The 19,392-nt window shown below is 68.6% G+C and carries 16 protein-coding genes; 7 read left to right on the top strand and 9 right to left on the bottom strand.

Annotated elements, in window-relative coordinates:
* Nucleotides 1-5 precede the first annotated feature (5 nt).
* The 3 genes from WIX41_RS14715 to WIX41_RS14705 form a co-directional block, all read right to left on the bottom strand.
* On the bottom strand, nt 6-644 hold the full coding sequence (locus tag WIX41_RS14715; RefSeq protein ID WP_339448732.1) for a hypothetical protein: 639 nt from the start codon (nt 642-644) through the stop codon (nt 6-8).
* Nucleotides 641-1,183: a hypothetical protein gene (locus WIX41_RS14710; protein ID WP_339448730.1), complete on the bottom strand. Its 543-nt coding sequence runs from the start codon at nt 1,181-1,183 to the stop codon at nt 641-643. The genes WIX41_RS14715 and WIX41_RS14710 overlap by 4 nt, the downstream gene beginning before the upstream one ends.
* A gap of 303 nt (nt 1,184-1,486) precedes the next feature.
* Nucleotides 1,487-2,815 (bottom strand): dicarboxylate/amino acid:cation symporter, encoded by a 1,329-nt coding sequence (locus WIX41_RS14705; protein WP_339448728.1) that lies wholly within the window; start codon nt 2,813-2,815, stop codon nt 1,487-1,489.
* Nucleotides 2,816-2,965: 150 nt separating this feature from the next.
* Between WIX41_RS14705 and WIX41_RS14700 the strand changes: the two genes are divergently transcribed.
* The 4 genes from WIX41_RS14700 to WIX41_RS14685 all read left to right on the top strand — a co-directional run bounded on the left by WIX41_RS14700 (nt 2,966) and on the right by WIX41_RS14685 (nt 7,267).
* Nucleotides 2,966-4,678, top strand: coding sequence for an alkaline phosphatase (locus WIX41_RS14700; protein WP_339448726.1), 1,713 nt, complete (start codon nt 2,966-2,968; stop codon nt 4,676-4,678).
* Nucleotides 4,679-4,815: 137 nt separating this feature from the next.
* A complete protein-coding gene (tilS, locus tag WIX41_RS14695; protein WP_339448724.1) occupies nt 4,816-6,102 on the top strand; it encodes a tRNA lysidine(34) synthetase TilS in 1,287 nt (428 codons plus the stop codon).
* 36 nt (nt 6,103-6,138) lie between these two features.
* Nucleotides 6,139-6,399, top strand: a complete 261-nt coding sequence (locus WIX41_RS14690; protein WP_339448723.1) for an exodeoxyribonuclease VII small subunit — start codon at nt 6,139-6,141, stop codon at nt 6,397-6,399.
* Nucleotides 6,389-7,267: a polyprenyl synthetase family protein gene (locus WIX41_RS14685; protein WP_339448722.1), complete on the top strand. Its 879-nt coding sequence runs from the start codon at nt 6,389-6,391 to the stop codon at nt 7,265-7,267. The genes WIX41_RS14690 and WIX41_RS14685 overlap by 11 nt, the downstream gene beginning before the upstream one ends.
* Before the next feature lie 277 nt (nt 7,268-7,544).
* Here WIX41_RS14685 and WIX41_RS14680 read toward each other — a convergent pair whose 3' ends face one another.
* Nucleotides 7,545-7,928, bottom strand: a complete 384-nt coding sequence (locus WIX41_RS14680) for a DUF4870 domain-containing protein (protein WP_339448721.1) — start codon at nt 7,926-7,928, stop codon at nt 7,545-7,547.
* Nucleotides 7,929-8,016: 88 nt separating this feature from the next.
* Complete coding sequence (gene pmbA / locus WIX41_RS14675; protein ID WP_409187411.1) at nt 8,017-9,384, bottom strand: metalloprotease PmbA; 1,368 nt, start codon at nt 9,382-9,384, stop codon at nt 8,017-8,019.
* A gap of 68 nt (nt 9,385-9,452) precedes the next feature.
* Here pmbA and yjgA point away from each other — a divergent pair, with 68 nt between their 5' ends.
* Nucleotides 9,453-10,046, top strand: a complete 594-nt coding sequence (yjgA, locus tag WIX41_RS14670; RefSeq protein WP_339448719.1) for a ribosome biogenesis factor YjgA — start codon at nt 9,453-9,455, stop codon at nt 10,044-10,046.
* 31 nt (nt 10,047-10,077) lie between these two features.
* On the opposite strand, the gene tldD is transcribed toward yjgA, so the two are convergent.
* The 4 genes from tldD to WIX41_RS14650 form a co-directional block, all read right to left on the bottom strand.
* Nucleotides 10,078-11,523, bottom strand: a complete 1,446-nt coding sequence (tldD, locus tag WIX41_RS14665) for a metalloprotease TldD (protein WP_339448716.1) — start codon at nt 11,521-11,523, stop codon at nt 10,078-10,080.
* 68 nt (nt 11,524-11,591) lie between these two features.
* Nucleotides 11,592-15,458, bottom strand: a complete 3,867-nt coding sequence (locus tag WIX41_RS14660) for a YhdP family protein (RefSeq protein ID WP_339448714.1) — start codon at nt 15,456-15,458, stop codon at nt 11,592-11,594.
* 45 nt (nt 15,459-15,503) lie between these two features.
* Entirely contained in the window at nt 15,504-16,991 is a 1,488-nt protein-coding gene (gene rng / locus WIX41_RS14655; RefSeq protein WP_339448712.1) for a ribonuclease G, read from the bottom strand.
* Nucleotides 16,984-17,565, bottom strand: coding sequence for a Maf-like protein (locus tag WIX41_RS14650; protein ID WP_339448710.1), 582 nt, complete (start codon nt 17,563-17,565; stop codon nt 16,984-16,986). Before WIX41_RS14650 ends, rng begins: the two co-directional genes overlap by 8 nt.
* A 130-nt stretch (nt 17,566-17,695) precedes the next feature.
* Here WIX41_RS14650 and WIX41_RS14645 point away from each other — a divergent pair, with 130 nt between their 5' ends.
* Complete coding sequence (locus WIX41_RS14645; protein WP_339448708.1) at nt 17,696-18,430, top strand: SIMPL domain-containing protein; 735 nt, start codon at nt 17,696-17,698, stop codon at nt 18,428-18,430.
* 215 nt (nt 18,431-18,645) lie between these two features.
* Nucleotides 18,646-19,302 (top strand): energy transducer TonB, encoded by a 657-nt coding sequence (locus WIX41_RS14640; protein WP_339448706.1) that lies wholly within the window; start codon nt 18,646-18,648, stop codon nt 19,300-19,302.
* The last annotated feature ends 90 nt before the right edge of the window (nt 19,303-19,392 follow it).

The following is a 19,392-nucleotide window of genomic DNA, read 5'->3' as shown; positions in this document are numbered from 1 at the left end:
ACTACTCACGGGGTGGATTGCACCGAGATGCCCAACTGGTTGGCGGTGGTGTTGCCGGATCCCGCGATCTGGTTGAGTTGCAGAACGCCGTCGAATCCCTGCAGTGCGGTGTCCTCCACGGCGACACTGCGGGTTCCGGCGGAACCACCGCGACGTGCGGTGTTCTGCCCCCCTGCTGACGCGAGTGCCCCCGACGCGGCCAAGGCCTCGTCGTTCGTCTCGCGTATGCCCTGTTGCGCCAGCGTGGCAGTGACGACGTTGAGCGTCGCGTTGCCGATGCCGCTGGCCTGGTTGATCATGGCGACGCCGCTGGCGCCGTTCAGTGCCTGGCCGCCGATGCTGGCGCTGGCCTCGAGCGCACCGTCGGCGCGCACGCGATTGTTGCCGTTGCGTTGGCGCGCATCGATATTGACCTGCGCGTTCCCGCCACTGGCAATACCCAGCAGGTTGGCCTGCAGGTTGAGGTCGCCGGCGGCCATGTTGACCACCATGGCGCCGTCGGCGCCGCTCAGCGCGCGGCCGTCAAGGCGGGTCTGGTTGAGGTAGCCCAGCATGCTGGCGTAGTCGTCTACCTGCTGCGCGTACAGCGGCAGTGGCAGCACGAACAACACCCCCAGCGACAGCAGTACGGTTGCACGTTTCATTTGCCGGGCCCACCGGCTGGGGCACCGGCCGGCTGGCCGAGCGGGAACTGCGCAAGCGCACCACGCACCTGGTCGCCGATGCCGCGGGTGGCATTGCCCACCGCACCCATCGGGCCGCCGATGCTGCGACCGAGCGAGCTGCCCGAGAGCACACCGCTGTTGGTGGCCTTGCCAAGGGTGCTGTTGATGGTACTGGTGGTGACGCGCTCCACGGTGGTCTGCGGGTGACCAGCGGACATGCCTGTGTTGGAACCGAGCGAGGCGTAGTCGTCGTCGCTCAGCTCGTCCATGCCGGTCGAGGTCCCCAATGCGCCAGCGACTTCGCGCGTGGGCGAAGGATCGGCGATGAGCGCCACGCCCGGGGGGGCGGGCCGGTAAGCCGGCCGCGCGGACACATCCCGCAGCAGCACCATCTCACCCGGTTGCGCCTTCACTCCCTGCCGCGCGCCTGATGCCTGCACCGTTGCCGGTGCCAGCACCATCACCAGCAGCAGCCACGTCACCGCAGTTGCCTTGCTCCCTACGCGAACGCTGTCCATTGCGACCTCCCGTTACATGCGGAGGGATGGAGCAGCAATCGTGCCAAGTTCGAAAGCCCCGGTTTACGGGCGTTTCGCAACCCACGCAGCGTGGCAGTGGATCGTTGGTGTTACACCGGCATGCACGTTCACGCGGGCTGAACACGAGCATGCATGCGCCGAGAACCGCGATAACGCTGGCTTCACCGTGGGTTGTATCAGCGGTGTTACACCCCGCGATACAGATGTCACAGCGCGCAGTCATGAAACGCAGACGGGCCGGCAAAAAGCCGGCCCGTCTGCATGACGGCCTGACGTTTCGTACTAGGACGTACGCTCTTCGCCTTCGTCCACGCCCAGGTTGGTGGACGGGTTGTCGTAGACCTGGCGGTCGAGCAGGCCGGTTTCCTTGGCCACCAGCACCGGCACCAGCATCTGGCCGGTGACATTGGTCATCGTGCGCATCATGTCCAGGATGCGGTCGATGGCGTACAGGTAGCCGATGGTCTCCAGCGGCAGATTGGCCGCACTCAGTACCACCGTGGCCATCACCACCGCCGTGCCCGGCACGCCAGCGGTACCGAAGCTGCCCAGCACCGAGGCGATCAGCACCACTACATATTGCTCCGGCGTGAGCGGTACGCCGGTGTACTGCGCGATGAACACCGCGCACAACGCCGGATAGATCGCGCCGCAGCCGTCCATCTTGATGCTCGCACCGAGCGGCACGGCAAAGGACGCGTAGTCCTTGTTCACGCCCAGGTTGTGGGTAATCGAACGCATCGCCGCCGGCATCGCCGCGAAACTGGACGAGCTGACGAACGCCACCTGCATGCCGGGCGCGGCACCGCGGAAGAACTTCAGCGGGTTCAAACCGTGTACCAGCAGCAGGCCGCCGTAGACCAGCACGATGTGCAGTGCGCAGGCCACGTACAGCGCCAGCACGAAGCTGCCCAGCGGCAGCAGTTTTTCGAACCCGTAGCTGCCCACCAGGCCGGCGATCAGGCCGAAGGTGCCCAGCGGGGTCATCTCCAGCACGAACCGGGTAACCTGGATCATGATGTCGCTCATCTGCCCGGTCAGCCTGCGCGCTTCGGCGACCTTGTCGCCCAGCTTGACCATGGCAAAGCCGAGCAGGCCGGCAAAGAAGATCACCGGCAGGATCGAGCCACGGCCGGCGGCCAGCACCGTCTCGCCCGCCGCATTGACCCGGGTTCCAATCCCGGTCAGCGCGTAGAACACGTTGGACGGCACCACATCCATCAGCACTTTGACCACGCTGGGGACATCGCGCGGCGTGTAGCCGTGGTCCATGCTCAGGCTCAACGTGCCGGTGCCCGGCTGCATCACCGTGCCCACGGCCAGGCCGATGCCCACCGCCAGCGCGGCGGTGATGATGAACCACAGGAAGGTGCGCCCCCCCAGCGCGGCCACCGACTTCTGTCCGTGCAGCGAGGAAATGGCGTTGATCACCGCGAAGAACACCAGCGGCACCGCGATCATCTTGATCAGCGTGACATACAGATCGCCCAGCGGGCCGAACCAGACTTCGGCGGCGGGACCCAGCAGCCAACCGGCCAGCGCGCCCAGCACGAAGCCGCCGAGTACGCGCTGCCAGAACGGGATCCGCAGCCAGGCAGACACCAGCGTCATGAGCATTCCAGGGAGAGAGTGACAGCCCCTCACCTTAGCCCAACCGGCCCGCCGGGACGAGGCGCACAGAAACAAATCAGCGTGTCATCGGCGTGCCTTGCGGCGTTCTGCATAATGAACGCCCGTTTCACCATTGAGATACGCGCGTCCATGTCCCGTTTCACGCCTCTTGTGGCGGCCGTCGCCACCACCCTGCTGCTTGGCGCCTGCGCCACCTCCGCCCCCACCTCCCGCGCCGGCGCCGGCACCGTTCAGGTCGATGTACCGGCGGTGGCCCATCCGGCCGGTGAAACCCCGCAGTGGTGGTACCGCAGCGGCGCCGCCCGCGCCGCCGGCAGTGGCGCGATGGACGGCCGGGCCAGGAACGTGATCCTGTTCCTTGGCGATGGCATGAGCCTGACCACCGTGGCCGCCGCGCGCATCTTCGAGGGCCAGCGCAACGGCAACCCGGGCGAGGAGAACCTGCTGTCCTGGGAACGCTTCCCGGCCACCGCCTTCAGCAAGACCTACAACACCGATTCGCAGACCCCCGATTCGGCCGGGACCATGACCGCCATCACCACCGGCGTGAAGACCCACATGGGCGCCATCGGGGTCAGCGCGGGCAGCCGCAGCGACTGCGCCGACAGCCTGGGCAAGGGCCTGCTGACCTGGCTGCAGCTGGCCGACAGCGCCGGCATGGCCACCGGGGTGGTGTCCACCGCGCGTCTGACCCATGCCACCCCGGCCGCGACCTATGCCCATTCGCCCGAGCGCAACTGGGAGAACGACGCCGACCTGCCCGAAGCCGCCAAGGCCGCCGGCTGCAAGGATATCGCCCAGCAGTTGCTCGGCACCTCGCGCTACGGGCGCGGCCCGCTGGTCGCGCTGGGCGGCGGCCGCGCCCAGTTCACCACCGTGGAAGAGACCGACCCGGAGTACGACGACAAGGTCGGCCTGCGCCTGGACGGGCGCAGCCTGGTCGGTGAATGGAAGCAGGCGCATCCGCAGGGTGCCTATGTCTGGAATGCGAAACAGCTGCAGGCCGCGGCCAACGCCCCGGCGATCCTGGGCCTGTTCGAGCCCGACCACATGCGCTATGAGATCGAGCGCAAGGACGACCCGGCCGGCGAACCCAGCCTGGCCGAGCTGACCAGGGCCGCGATCGCCAACCTCTCGCGCCACCAGGAAGGCTACGTACTGATGGTGGAAGGTGCGCGCATCGACCACGCCAACCACAGCGGCAATGCCTACCGTGCGCTGAGCGATACGGTGGCGCTGTCCGATGCGGTGCGCGCGGCGGTGGAGGCCACCTCCGACCAGGACACCCTGATCATCGTCACCGCCGACCACTCGCACACGCTGAATTTCGTGGGCTACCCGGCGCGTGGCAACCCGATCCTGGGCAAGGTCAAGGACAAGGGCGGCGAAGACGGTGCCGGCGCACTCGACCTGGCCCGCGACGGCCTGGGCCTGCCCTACACCACGCTCAGCTACGCCAATGGTCCGGGCAACACCGGCGCCACCAACCAGCAGCCGGCCGGGCCCAAGACCTACCCGCACAACCCGAGCAGTTTCGATCCGGCCAAGGGTCGACCGGATCTGACCCAGGTGGACACCGAGCACCCTGACTACATGCAGGAAGCACTGGTGCCGATGAAGAGCGAAAGCCACGGTGGCGAAGACGTCGGCATCTGGGCACGCGGCCCGGGCAGCAAGGCCGTGCGCGGCACCATGGAACAGAACGCGATCTACCACATGATCGTGCAGGCCACCCCGCGCCTGCGCCAGCGGCTGTGCGATGCCGGTACCTGCGACGCAAAGGGCGTGCCGGTGGAATTGCCTGCGCCCAAGGCGTTCGAGCGCAAGGACGCCGGCAACTGATGTTGCCGCTGCGCCCGCCCGCACCGAGCCGGCCCCCTGCACATCGCGTGGCCGATCCCGCCAACCGATGAGCGCCGGAGATGGTCGCGCCTGCCGCCAGGGCCGATACTGTCCCTCTGCCTGACATTCCTCATTCGATGCCCACTGCCCTGCCCGCCGCCCCCGACCTGCCCGCCCCCGTGCTGGTGGGCTTCAGCGGTGGGCTGGATTCGACGGTGCTGCTGCACTGGCTGGCCCAGTCGCTGGCGCAGCGCGCGGCGGGGCTGCACGCGGTGCACGTGCACCATGGCCTGCAGGCCGACGCCGACCGCTGGGCGACGCACTGTGAAGCGGTGTGCGCGGCCTGGTCCATTCCGTTGCAGGTGATCCGCGTGACGGTTCCGCGCGAGGGCGGCGAGGGCCTGGAAGCGGCGGCACGGCACGCGCGTCGCGAGGCCTTCGCGCGGGTGCTGCGCGAGGGCGAACACCTGGCATTGGCACACCATCGCGATGACCAGGCCGAAACATTCCTGCTGCGCGCGCTGCGTGGCTCTGGCGTGGATGGGCTGGCCGCGATCCGCGCGCATGCCCCGTTCGCGGCCGGGTCGATCTGGCGCCCGCTGCTGCAGCTGCCGCGCAGCGACCTGCGGGCCCATGCCGAGGCGCACGGGCTGCAGTGGATCGAAGACCCCAGCAACGCCAGCGATGCGGCCGACCGCAACTTCCTGCGCCTGCATGTCATGCCGCTGCTCAAACAGCGCTGGCCGCAGGCCGATGCCGCCTTCGCGCGCAGCGCCGAGTTGAGCGCGCAGGCGCAGCGGCTGCTGGACGCGTCCGACCACGATGCACTGCGGCGCTGCACGGTGTCGCCCGGCGTACTCGATTGCGCGAAGCTGCAGCGGCAGCCGCGCGAACGTCGTGCGCGGCTGCTGCGGCAATGGGTGCGCAGCGCCGGTCAACCGCCATTGCCGGCCGCGGGCGTGCAGGCCATTGAACGTGAGCTGCTGCCCGCTGCCCATGATGCCGATGCGCAGTTCGCCTGGCAGGGCGTGCGCATCCGGCGCTGGCGCGGCCAGCTGTACCTGCTGCCGATGGCATTGGCGCTGCCGCTGGACTGGAGCGTGCACTGGGATGGGTCGAGCCCGCTGGCACTGCCCGATGGCGGCGAACTGTCGCTGATCGGCAGCACGCGGCTGGCCGAACCGGTGCAGGTCAGCGCGCGGCGGGGCGGCGAGCGCATCCAGCTGCCTGGCCGCAGTCATTCGCACGCGCTGAAGGACCTGCTCCAGCAGAGCGGGCTGCCACCGTGGCAGCGCCGCCAGGTGCCCTTGCTGTATGCAGACCAGACCCTGGTGGCCGCCGGCGACCAGGTGATCGCCGCACCGCTGCAGCAGTGGCTGGATGAACAGCACGCCCGCCTGCGCTGGACGCCGGGCGCGGCGTGAATTGACCCCTTGCAGCTGGCGCTTCACACTTGCCGCATGGCCAAGAAATCCCCCACTGACGCCTCCCCGGTCGCCCACTTCGAGCATTCGCTGGAAGAACTGGAGCTGCTGGTGGAGAAGATGGAAACCGGCGACATGAGCCTGGAGCAGTCGCTGAGCGCCTACGAGCGCGGCGTGGGCCTGTACCGCCAGTGCCAGCAGGCGCTGGAGCAGGCCGAGCTGCGTGTGCGCCTGCTCAGCGACCCGACCCGCCCGGAAACCGCCGAGCCGTTCGACCCGCCCAGCCATGACGGTTGAGGCCACGTTCGCACGTTGGCGCGACCGCATCGAAAGCCAGCTCGACGCCAGCCTGCCCTCGCCGGACAACGCACCGCAACGCCTGCACCAGGCAATGCGTTATGCGGTGCTGGGTGGCGGCAAGCGCATGCGCCCGCTGCTGGTGTACGCCAGCGGGCAGATCTTCGGCGGCGACGAACACGCGCTGGACGCACCGGCGATGGCGGTGGAGCTGATCCACGCCTATTCGCTGGTGCACGACGACCTGCCGGCGATGGACGACGATGCCCTGCGTCGCGGCCGCCCGACCACGCACATCGCCTTCGACCAAGCCACCGCGATCCTGGCCGGCGATGCGTTGCAGACGCGCGCCTTCGGGCTGCTGGCCGATGCGGCGTTGCCGGCCCTGCTGCGGGTGCATTGCCTGCAGACGCTGACCCACGCGTCGGGCGCGGCCGGCATGTGCGGCGGCCAGGCGTTGGATATCGATGCAACGGGCCACGCGCAGCCGCTGGCCGACCTGCAGCACATGCATGCATTGAAGACCGGCGCGCTGATCCGCGCGGCGGTACGCATGGGCGCGCTGTGTGGCGATGCACCGCACGCAGACCTGCTGCAGCTGGATGATTTCGCCAACGCACTCGGCCTGGCCTTCCAGGTCCGCGATGACATCCTGGACGTGGAAGCCAGTTCAGAACAGCTCGGCAAGACGGCGGGCAAGGACCAGGCGCAGGCCAAGTCCACGTTCCCGGCGTTGTTGGGAATGGACGGTGCGAAGGCGGAGTTGGCCGCACTGAGCGAGCGCATGCACGACAGCCTTGCCGGGTACGACGAACGCGCTGATGCGTTGCGTGCGCTTGGGCGGTTGGCGGTAGAGCGCAATCACTAAAGAACCGGCCTTCGGTCGGTGTGCGTCTGCTGCAGGCAAGAGCCCTGGTCTGCGAACGTATCTGCGCAGGGCCGGCGGGGGTGGGTTTGCGGGACCGTAGAGCGCCATGGATGGCGCGAACGAGCTTACATGGATGTACTTGCAGCGTGTCCCGCAAACCCACACCCGCCTGCCCAGCCCTGACACGTTCGCAGGCGACGGCTTTTGCTTACGCTCTTGCTCCAAACAAAAAACGCCCGGCAATGCCGGGCGTTTCTGCATTCCCGGAAAACAGGAATTATTTGATCAGGCGCAGGGTGAAGGGATAACGGTAAGCCTCGCCGTTGTTCGCCTTCACCGCCGCGATGATGCAGAACACGATGTTGAGGATGCCCACCAGCGGCGCCAGCAGGCCGCCGATGATCACGATCATCAGGATGAAGCAGATGATCATCGCCAGGGTGATGGTGATCTGGAAGTTCAGCGCTTCCTTGGCCTGGTCGGTGACAAAGCCCTTGCTGCTGTCGTCCTTGCTGATCAGCCAGATGATCAACGGGCCGATGAACCAGGTGAAGATGCCCAGCAGGTGCGCGGCCAGCGCCATGGTGCGCTGGTCGCTGGGAACCGGGCCGTCGCTGGTCGGCGGCGGCGGCGGGGCGGTGATGTTGTCGAATTCGCTCACGTGAAACTCCTTGTCCAGTGTATGGGTGGTGCGTGGCAGGCTCCCCGCCTGCCCAGGCAGCTGGAACAGGATACGTCAATCGATGCCGTCAATCGTTACCGGCAACGGTCATCCGCCCGATCAGGATCGAGCCCACGTGCACGTGCGAGCGGCGGTCGATGTCGCTGCCGACCGCTTCGATCGCCCCGAACATCTCCTTGAGGTTGCCGGCGATGGTGATTCCGTCGACCGGGTACTGGATTTCGCCGTTCTCCACCCGGAAGCCGCCCGCGCCGCGCGAGTAGTCGCCGGTGACGCCGTTGACCCCCTGCCCCATCAGTTCGGTCACCAGCAGGCCGTTGCCCATCTGTCGTGCCATCGAGGCCAGGTCGCCCGCGTTGGAATGCACCCGCAGGTTGTGCACGCCACCGGCATTGCCCGTGGTCACCAGGCCCAGCTTGCGCGCCGAGTAGCTGCCCAGCACATAGCGCTGCAGCACCCCGGCCTCGATCAGCGACGAATCGCGGGTGGCCACGCCATCGCCATCGAACGCGGTCGAGCGCAGGCCACGGCGCAGCAGCGGCCGCTCGTCGATGGCGAACCAGTCCGGGAACAGCTGCGTGCCCACGCTGTCCAGCAGGAAGCTGGCGCGGCGGTACAACGCCCCGCCGGAAACCGCGCCCAGCAGGTGGCCGATCAGCGAACGCGCCACTTCCGGTGCGTACAGCACCGACATCTGCGTGGTGGCCATCGAACGCGGGTTGAGGCGCGCCAGGGTGCGTTCGGCCGCGCGGCGGCCGATCGATGCCGGGTCTTCCAGGTCTTCGCGGGCCAACGCGCTGCTGTACCAGCCATCGCGCTGCATGCCATCGCCCTGCCCGGCAATCAGCGCGCAGCCCACTGAATGGTGGCTGCTGCGGTCGCGGCCAATGAAGCCGTGCGAGTTGGCATACACCGACAGGCTGGTGGCCGTGGCCGCCGAAGCCCCATCGGAATTGCTGATGCGCGGGTCGGCGCTACGCCCGGCCGCTTCACAGGCCAGCGCCAGGTCCAGCGCTTGGTCGGCCTGCAGTTCCCAGGGGTGCCAGCTGTCCAGGTCCGGGAACTCACGCGCCATCAGCGCCGGGTCGGCCAGGCCGGCGGCCTCGTCGTCCTCGGTATGCCGGGCGATCGCGCAGGCCTGGGCCACGGTGGATTCCAGGCTGGCCGGCTGCAGGTCGGCGGTGCTGGCACTGCCCTTGCGCTGGCCGAAGTAGACCGTGACGGCGATACCACGGTCGCGGGTGGACTCCACCGTCTCGACCTCGCCCAGGCGCACGTTCACATCCAGCCCACGCTCCTCGCTGCAGCTGACTTCGGCCTGGGTGGCGCCCAGCGCCCGGGCCCGGGCCAGCAGCTGCTGGGAGATGTCGGCCAGCTGTTCCAGGCGCTGCAGGCTGTCGTCGGCGGCATGGGCTTCAGGGGAGATCACGTTCAATGCTTTATCCTGTACGGGTGAGTGCCTGGCGCAACGCCGGGCGCAGTTCTGGATGTGGAAAGAAGACGATGCGCGGACGCGACGAAGAAACCGGTGAATTCCTTGATATCAGCCGCAGCCAGAACCGGCGCGAAGCGCTGGATGTCCTGGCCCTGGGCGAGAAGCTGGTGTCGCTGACCCCGGCCCAGCTGGCCCGCGTGCCGGTGCCGGAAGACCTGCTGCCGCACATCGCCGAGGCCAAGCGGATCACCGCGCATATCGCCCACAAGCGCCAGCTGGCGTTCCTGGCCAAGCACATGCGCCGCGAGGACGATGCCACCCTGGATGCGATCCGCGACGCGCTCGATGCCAACAGCGAAACCTCGCGCCGTGAAGTGGCCGCGCTGCACCGCGCCGAAGACTGGCGCGAGCGCCTGCTCAAGGACGGCGACACCGCGCTGAGCGCCCTGCTCGACGAATACCCGCAGGCCGACCGCCAGCAGCTGCGCACGCTGGTGCGCAACGCCCAGGCCGAGCGCGCGAAGAACAAGCCGCCGCGCGCCTACCGCGAGATCTACCAGGTGCTGCGCAACCTGCTGCTGCCGGCCGCACTGGGCCTGGATGCAGTGGCGGCCGATGCCGACGAAGACGACATCGGCGACGCCGACAGCGCCGAAGACTGAGCCGGGCTGAAGGGATGGGCGCATCCGGCAATCAGGCCTGGGTGCCGCCCACGGTGATGCCGTCGATCAGCAGCGACGGCTGGCCCACGCCCACCGGCACGCTCTGGCCGTCCTTGCCGCACACGCCCACGCCTTCGTCCAGGGCAAGGTCGTTGCCGATCATGCGCACCTTCTGCATGGTTTCCGGCCCGTTGCCGATCAGGGTGGCGCCCTTCACCGGCGCGGTGACCCTGCCGTCTTCGATCAGGTAGGCCTCGGTGGCCGAAAACACGTACTTGCCGCTGGTGATGTCGACCTGGCCGCCACCGAAGTTCACCGCGTACAGGCCGCGCTTGACCGAGCGGATCATCTCTTCCGGATCATGCTGGCCGGCGCGCATGTAGGTGTTGGTCATGCGCGGCATGGTCATGTGCGCGAACGATTCGCGACGGCCGTTGCCGGTCGGGGCCACGCCCATCAGCCGCGCGTTGAGCGAATCCTGCATGTAACCGACCAGGATGCCGTCCTCGATCAGCGTGGTGCACTGGGTCGGGTGGCCTTCGTCATCGATGTTGAGCGAACCACGACGGCCCTCCAGGGTGCCATCGTCGACGATGGTCACGCCCGGTGCGGCCACGCGCTCGCCGACCCGGCCGGCGTACACGCTGGTGCCCTTGCGGTTGAAATCGCCTTCCAGGCCGTGGCCCACCGCCTCGTGCAGCAGCACGCCGGGCCAGCCCGGGCCGAGCACCACCGTCATCACCCCGGCCGGGGCCGGGATCGCCTCCAGGTTGACCAGTGCCTGGCGCAGCGCTTCGCGCGCGAATGCTTCGGGGCGCCCGTCGGCAAACAGTTCTTCATAGCTGTAGCGGCCGCCGCCCCCGGAATAGCCGGATTCGCGGCGGCCGTGCTGTTCCACGATCACCTGCACGTTCAACCGCACCAGCGGGCGGATGTCACCGGCCAGCACGCCATCGCTGCGCGCGATCAGCACGGTGTCCACGCCGCCGGACAGGCTCACCATCACCTGCTGCACGCGCGGGTCGGCGGCACGCAGGAAGCGGTCCAGGCGCTTGAGCACCTCCACCTTGGCCTCGTTGCCCATGCCGTCGATCGGGTCCAGCGCCGGGTACAGCGCGCGGGCATTGCCGCGCACCAGCGACCGCGCCGGCTGCGCCCCGCCCTCGCGGGAGATCGCGCGCGCCGAGCGCGCCGCGCCCAGCAGCGCATCGCCGTGGATGTCATCGGAATAGGCAAAACCGGTCTTCTCACCGGCAATGGCGCGAACGCCCACGCCCTGTTCGATGGAATGGGCGCCGTCCTTGACGATGCCGTCTTCCACGCTCCAGCTTTCGCGGCGGGCGTGCTGGAAGTACAGGTCGCCAAAATCGATGCCCGGCCCCAACAGGGTGCCAAAGGTGCGTTCCAGGCCGCCTGCATCCAGCCCGGCGGGCAGCAGCAGGCGGTCTTGGGCAAGGGTGAGTGCGTTGTCGGTCATGGTCTTGATCTATGGGCGCGGGCCGGTATAGCAAGCCATGCGCGGGAGAGGGGTGAAGGCGGGGAGGGTCAACGCGCCACCGGCGGCTTGCCGGCTGGCGCCGCCGGGGCGTCGTCGCGGTCGATCACTTCCACCTTGGGTTCGGCCCACGGGCCGGTAACACGGTAGGTCTTTGCACCAATCTCGCCCAGCGGCTTGGACAGCACTGCGTTGGCCGCCGCGCCCACCGCCGCGCCCACCGGGCCGCCGGCCACCGCGCCCACCACGGTGAGCAGGTTGCCGGCGCGTGGGTTGACGTCGATGGTCTGGTCGAACTGCTGCCGGCGCAGGTCGGTGCGGCCGCGGATGCTGATGTTGGCGGCCGGGCCTTCGATCAGCACCTTGTCGGTGGTGGCCATGCCGTCGGCGAATGCCAGCGTGCCCTCCACCTGGTTGAAGGCAAAGCCCTTGGAGAAGAAGTCGCGGAAATCGAACATCAACCGGCGCGGCAGCTGGGTCACGCTGAGCAGGCCCAGCACGCGGCCGGCGCCCGGCTCCAGCTCCAACAGCTGGCCGTTACGGGCGTGGACCTGCATCTGGCCCTGCAGCGCCCCCAGCTGGAAGTCCGAGGGACCGCCCTGCCAGCCGGCATCCAGGCTGATCTGGCCCTGGCCACCGCGCAGCTGGCCGCCGTAATCCAGGTTCTGCATCAGCCCGCCCAGGTCCTCGCTGTCCACGTTGACCTGGAACTGGGTACGGGCGGCCTCGCCCATGCCCAGCCAACGGCCCTGGATGTCGATGACCTGCCTGGGCGCGCGGAACTGCAGCTGGTCCACGCTCAGCCCGTTGCTGAACGGCCGGGTGCGCAGCACGGCCTGGCCCAGCCGCGCCTTGCCGAACTGCAGGTCGTTGATGTCCAGCGACAACGGCGGAATCTTCGCCGGGTTGGTGTCGTTGGCGCTGGCCTGCACCCGCGCCGGCAGGGTGGCGTCGGCCGGCAGCACGATCGGTGCGCCATCGCCGGGTGCCTTCACCGGGGTCGGCAGCGACTGCCAATGCACCCGGTCGAGCTTGCCGACGATGGCCGCGCCATCGGCGTTGGGCACGCTCAGGTCGCCCGACAACGACGGACCGTCCAGGCGCACATCCACGCCGGAGGGGCTCGGCCGCAACTGCAGGCGGGTCTGCGGGAACACCCCGCCCACCAGCAGCAGCTGCCCCACCTGCACGTCCACGTGGCGCAGCGGCATCGGGTCGGCGTCCGGCGCACCGCCGGGCGAACGCGCCAGCGCGATCCAGTCCAGCGCGTCCAGTGAGCCGCTGCGGCCATTGACCACCAGCCCGTTCGCGGGCGGATCGCGGTCGACGGTGTCACTGCCCAGCGTGACCTGCACGCCGGTCTGGTTGTCGTGGGTGCGCGCGGCCAGGGCCAGGCGTTCGCCGAAGGCCACGTCCACACGGCCGGCGCCCATTGGCAACTGCGCCTTCACGGCGGTGGCCAGAGGTGCTTCGGCCGGCTTGTCCAGCGGCGCCGGCAGGTCCAGCCGGGTGCCAACCAGGTCCGAGTGCAGCGTGAGCAGGGTCGGCGGTTCGGTCTTGCCGCCGGGCGTCAGCTTGGGCAGTGTCACCCCGATGGTCCAGCGCGAGGTGCCTTCAATGTAAGGCTTGAGCCAGGCCAGTTCGGGTGCGCGGTCGAGCAGCTGGCCGGCATCCAGCGAAGCGGCCAGCTCCGATTCGAAGGCATGCTGCGGGTCGCGCACGTAGCCGCCGGCACGCAGGCTGAGCTGGCCGTCCTGGCCCAGGTGGCGCACTGCCAACCCTTCGGCGCCGAAGCCATCATGGCTGTACCTGGCCTGGCCGCGCATGGCATCGAAGGTCAGGTTGAAGCGTTTGTCCGACAGCGTGGCGCCATCAAGATCCACGGAGCCCTGCAGGTGTCCGCCGCCCTCATCATGGTGCAGCGGCTGCAGCAGGTCGAAGGTGACGGCCGCCGGGCCCTTGGCGGTCAGGTTGTCCAATGAATCGGCATAGGTCCTGTGCAGCGGGCTCTGCTTGAGCATCGCCAGCAACGCGCCGGCATCGCTGCGGCTGGTGGCCTTGACGTACAGCTGGGACGCGCCGAAATCGGCGATGCCCGCGTCGAAGTGGTCCACCGACACCCCGGCCAGGTCGCCACGGCCGTGCAGCTCGAAGCCGGGGCCGATGAAGGCGATATCGCCATCGACCTTGTTCATGGTCGGCCAGTCGCGCTGGAACCGGATGTTGCCGTTGTCGATGCGCCCGGTGGCCTCGAAACGGCCGTTGTGCTGGTTGAACGGCCAGTCTTCCAGGTCGCCGGTGACCAGCCCGACACCGCCGCGCACGTAGCCGCCCACCAGCGCTGCATCCAGCCAGTCGGTGGCGGTCCTGCTCATCCTGGAATGGATCCAGAAGCGCTTGGCCGCCGTCATCGGCACATCGTCGAGCTTGGCCGCCAGCTGCATCCAGGGGCGCGTGCCATTGCCCTGGAACCACATCGTGCCGCGCACATCGGCGGCGTAATCGGTGCCCTGCACGCGCAGTGCCGGGGTGCCGATGCGCCAGCCGCCGCCTTCATCGCGCCAGCCCACCATGCTGCCGGCCAGGCGCACGTCGTGGCGCACGCCGAAGCCGGTGGGCCAGTCGAAGTGCATCACCCGGGTCGGCTGCAGGTCGAGCCGGAAGCCGTTGGCATCGCCGTCGAAATGGCCCCCCACCCCGCTCAGGCCCGGCGCATGGCCGGCGGCGGCGAACTGGATCTCTTCCAGCTCGCCTTCAAAACTCAGCGGGCCATCGCGCTCGCCGGCCACCCGCACGCGGCTCATGCGCACCTGCGGTGCGGCGTCGTGCAGCCATGCGCGCAGCCCGGCATCGATCCGATCCGTCAGCGCCAGCCCGCGCAGCAGCGCGGTGGCATCGATGTTGTCGCCGGCCAGGGCCATGTGCTGGCCGCCGGCGACCAACAGGCCATCCAGCTTTTCGGTGCGCCCTTCCATGCCGATCCGCAGGCGCGGTGCGTCGGCACGCCAACCGCCCTGCACCCAGCGCCAGCGCGCGCGCAGCTGCAGGGTATCAAGCTGCAGTTGCGGGCGCTCACCACCGGCCAGCCGCGCACCGCGCAGCTGCACGCCGGCCAGGTCGGTATCGGCAGTGATCATCACCGGGCGGCGGTCGCGCAGGTCCACCCAGGCATTCAACGTGCCGGTGCCCTGCTGCAGGGCCACGCCACCGAACTGAAGCAGCGACGACCACGCACGGAAGTCGGCCGGGTCGGCAGCGAGCCAGGCTTGCCCGTTACCGTGCGCGCGATCGAAGTCCACCACTGCGGTCAGCGGCGCGGCATCAAGGTCGGCCCAGGCGCGCGCACCCACTGCCAGCCGCTGCCCGTTCACCCGCAGCCGCAGGTCGATGCGCGGCAGCTCGGTCTGTACGTTCAACGACGGCGCGTCCACCCGCAGCCGACCGCCGATGACCTGCAGTTCGCCCAGGCGGCGCAGGGTATCCAGCGGATCGCCGCCCGCCTTCGACTGCGGCAGCCCCTGCACCGACCAGCGGCCATCGGGCGCACGCTGCAGCACCAGGGCCAGGCCCCGCAGCCGCAGCTCGGTCAGCGAATGCCCCGGCAGCAGCCCCGAGTACATCGAGACCTGCACTTCGGCCTCGCCAATCCGCAGCCCCTCGCCTTCACCGATGCGCAGGCCCTTCAGCGCCAGCAACGGCCCGCGCCGGGTCCAGCGTGTCTGCAGCTGGTCGAAGCGCACCGGCTGCCCGGCACGCGCGCTCAGCCAGCCGGCCACCTTGTCCGGGTGGCGTTCGGCCAGCGGCAGCACCTGGCTGATGCTGCCCACCAGCACCGCCACACATACCAATACGATCGCCATGGCATAGACAGCATGGCGGCGAATCCTTCGCAGTCGCAGGCGCAACGGCGCGCTCATCGGGTCCTGCGAACGCCGGCGCAGCGCGGCGCGGGCAGGCTCAGGTCACAGCAGCACGACATCGAACTGCTCCTGCAGGTACTGCTCATCGGCCTGGAAGTGGATCGACTTGCCCAGGAACTCCTCCAGTTCGGCCACCGCCGCCGATTCCTCATCGGTGATCCGCGCCACCACCTTGGACGAGGCGATCACCAGCAGGCGCGCGGCGTCGAACTGGCGCACGGCCCGGGTGATCTCGCGGAAGATCTCGTAGGTGACCGTTTCGGCCGTCTTGATCGAACCGCGCCCGCTGCATTCCGGGCAGGGCTCGGACAGCTGGCGCTCCAGGCTTTCCACGGTGCGCTTGCGGGTCATTTCCACCAGGCCCAGTGGCGAGAAATCGTAGACCGTGGTCTTGGCATGGTCGCGCGCCAGCGCCTTCTCCAGCGTGCGCAGCACCTGGCGGCGGTGTTCGGCATCGGCCATGTCGATGAAGTCGATGATGATGATGCCGCCCAGGTTGCGCAGGCGCAGCTGGCGCGCCACCGACTGCGCGGCCTCGAGGTTGGTGCGGAACACCGTTTCCTCCAGGTTGCGCTGGCCCAGGAACGAGCCGGTGTTGACGTCGATGGTGGTCATCGCCTCGGTCTGGTCGATGACCAGATAACCGCCGGATTTGAGCGGCACCTGTTTGTCCAGCGCGCGGCCGATCTCATCCTCCACCCCGAACATGTCGAAGATCGGGCGGTCGCCGCTGTACAGCTCCAGTTTTTCGGCCAGCACCGGCATGTATTTGGCCACGAAGGCCTGCAGCTGGGTGAAGGTTTCCTTGGAGTCCACCTTCACCTTGTCCACGTCCTTGCGGATCAGATCACGCACCGAGCGCAGCGGCAGGCTCAGGTCTTCGTAGATCACGCTGCACGGGGCGGCCTCGCGGCCGCGGCGCTCGACCACGTTCCAGACCCGCGACAGATACGCGATGTCTTCGGCGATGGCTTCGGCCGGCTGGCCTTCGGCATTGGTGCGCACGATGTAACCATAGCCACCGTGCTGTGCGGAAAGCTCGGTGACCAGCGCCTTGAGTCGGGCACGCTCGGCTTCGTCCTCGATCCGCGCCGACACGCCCACCACCTTCGACTGCGGCAGCAGCACCATGTAACGCGAGGGAATGCTGATCTGGGTGGTGAGCCGCGCACCCTTGGTACCGATCGGGTCCTTGACCACCTGCACTACGATGTCCTGGCCGTCGCGCAGCAGCTCCACGATCGGCACCGACGACGGCGGTGGCAGCGTGGTGCCTTCGGTATCGAGGCTGGCTACCGGGGCCGGGCGCACCACGTCGTTGGCGTGCAGGAACGCGGCGCGCTCCAGCCCGACCTCGACAAAGGCAGCCTGCATGCCGGGCATCACCCGCTGCACCTTGCCCTTGTAGATGTTGCCGACCACCCCGCGGCGCCAGCCGCGCTCGATGTGCAGTTCCTGCAGCATGCCGTTTTCGATGACTGCCACTCGGGTTTCGCGTGGGGTGACATTGACCAGTATTTCTTCAGACACGGGCGACTCCCTTCGATTCAAACGCCTGCAGCAACTGCTCGGTCTGTTGCAGGGGCAATCCCATCACACCCGAATAGCTTCCCGCCAGGTGGCGGATGTAACGTTCGGCCCCGCCCTGGATCGCGTAGGCCCCGGCCTTGCCCATCGGCTCACCGCTGGCGACATAGGCGGCAATGGCCGCCTCGTCCAGCGCGATGAAACTCACCTCCGACACCACCAGCACGACCTGTTCGTGGTCGGCGGCGACCAGCGCCGCCACGGTCATCACCTGGTGGGTGCGGCCGGACAGCCGGCGCAGCATGGCGGCGGCATCGGCAGCGTCCACGGGCTTGCCGAATACCTCCCCGTCCAGCACCACCTCGGTATCGGCGCCCAGCACCACCGCGCCGGGGTCGTCGGCCACCAATGCCAGGCCGGCACGGGCCTTGTCGGTGGCCACGCGCTGCACGTAGTCCTGGGCGGTTTCCCCGGCGGCCCGTACTTCGGGCACATCCAGGTCCAGCGCGCGGAACGGTCGGTCCAGGCGCGCCAGCAGTTGGGTTCGTCGGGGCGAACGAGAGGCAAGATAAAGCATCGCGGAAGCATAACCTGCGGGCCCTGTCTGAATCGCGAGCAACACCACCGAATCGTGATCAACCCCGATAAACCTCACCAGACGTTCATCGCTCCGACACCAACCTCAACGCCTTCACATGGAGATGCACATGCGCCGCCCGACCCTGTCCCCGCTGCTGCTTGCCCTGTCCCTTGCCCTGGGAACCTCGATGACCGCCCACGCCCAGACCCAACCGGCCATTGCCGTACCGGCTGACAGCACCCTGCTCAACATCTCGGCCAACGCCGAAGCCCGCCGCGTGCCCGACGTGGCCACGCTGTCGGCCGGCGTGGTGACCCAGGCCACCGATGGCAACACCGCCATGCGCCAGAACGCCGAACAGATGGTCAAGGTGCTGGCCGCGATCAAGGCCGCCGGCATTGCCGAACGCGACGTTCAGACCAGCGGGGTCAACCTCAGCCCGCAATACCGTTATGCCGAAAACGAAGCACCGAAGATCACCGGTTACCAGGCCAGCAACACGGTCAGCCTGAAGGTGCGCGACATCGCCAGGCTGGGCAAGGTGCTCGACGCACTGGCCGCGCAGGGCGCCAACCAGATCAATGGCCCGCAGTTCGAGATCGACCAGCCCGAACCGGTCTACGACGAAGCCCGCCTGGCCGCGCTGAAGAAGGCCCAGGCCCGCGCCGAGACCTACGCCAAGTCGCTGGGCCTGCGCGTGCGGCGCATCGTGAGCATTTCCGAAAGCGGCGGCGGCAACTTCCGCCCGGTGATGATGCGCGCCGCGGCCGCGCCGATGGCCGCCGATGTTGCCACCCCGGTTTCGCCCGGCGAGTCGACCGTGTCGGTCAACCTGGACGTGGTGTTCGAGCTGGGCCGGTAAGACGCCCATGCCGGTAGCGCCGGCCGTTGGCCGGCCCACGGGATATCGGGGCCGGCCAATGGCCGGCGCTACCGGCGTATTTCTGACCGTCAGCCAAACATCCTGCCGTCCCCTGACTTCCGGCCCGCGCCGGGCTGCGGTATTGCTGTCATTGCGGGGCCCCGGCCCCTGCACGTTGATGTTCCCGCACGCACATCTGGCAAGGAGAGTGGAGCATGGTCCGTACGCATCCCCCGGTGGTACCGCTGCAAATCGACGTCTCGCGCGTGCTCGGCTGGAGCACCGCGCTGGCCCTGCATCTGCTCGCGCTGATGCTGCTGCTCATTCCCGCCGCCTATGTGGCCGCGCCACTCCCACGCGACCGGATGGTGGTGCGCATGCTCACCCCTCCCGTGCCGCAGCCCGAGCCGCCCCCGCGGGTGCAGCCACAGGAACCGGTGCCGGTGCGGGCGCCCACCACCACCCCGCGCGTGGCCCCGCTGCCGCCACCCACCGCCACCGCAGACGATGTGCTGGCGGCCCCGCCACTCCCCGCCAGCGACGTCCAGACACCGACCCTGGCGCCTGTCGAGCCGGCGCCGGCCGCCTCGGGTGAAGGCGTGCAGCTGCAGTACCGCACCGCGCCGCCGCCGAGCTACCCGATCGCCGCCCTCCGGGCCGGTGAGCAGGGTACGGTCACGCTCCGCGTGCAGGTCGATGCCGAGGGCCGGCCGGCCAGCGTGTCCATCGAACGCAGCAGCGGTTCCCGGGCGCTGGACAATGCCGCCCGGCAGCAGGTGCTGCGCCACTGGCGCTTCGTTCCCGCCCAGGTGGACGGCCACGCGGTACCCGCCGTAGGCCTGGTCCCGGTGAGCTTCTCGCTGCCGGAATGAAATACGGGAGTGAAGGGCGTGGGATTGCGGACACGGCATCCCACGTTTTTTTGATGGCCGTCACCAAACCGTCGAATTAAGCAATTTTTC

It is taken from the genome of Stenotrophomonas sp. AB1(2024) (genome assembly GCF_037482345.1).
Lineage (GTDB): Bacteria > Pseudomonadota > Gammaproteobacteria > Xanthomonadales > Xanthomonadaceae > Stenotrophomonas.
Note: the sequence above shows the minus strand (reverse complement) of the source record. Positions and strands in the feature narration are given on the sequence as shown.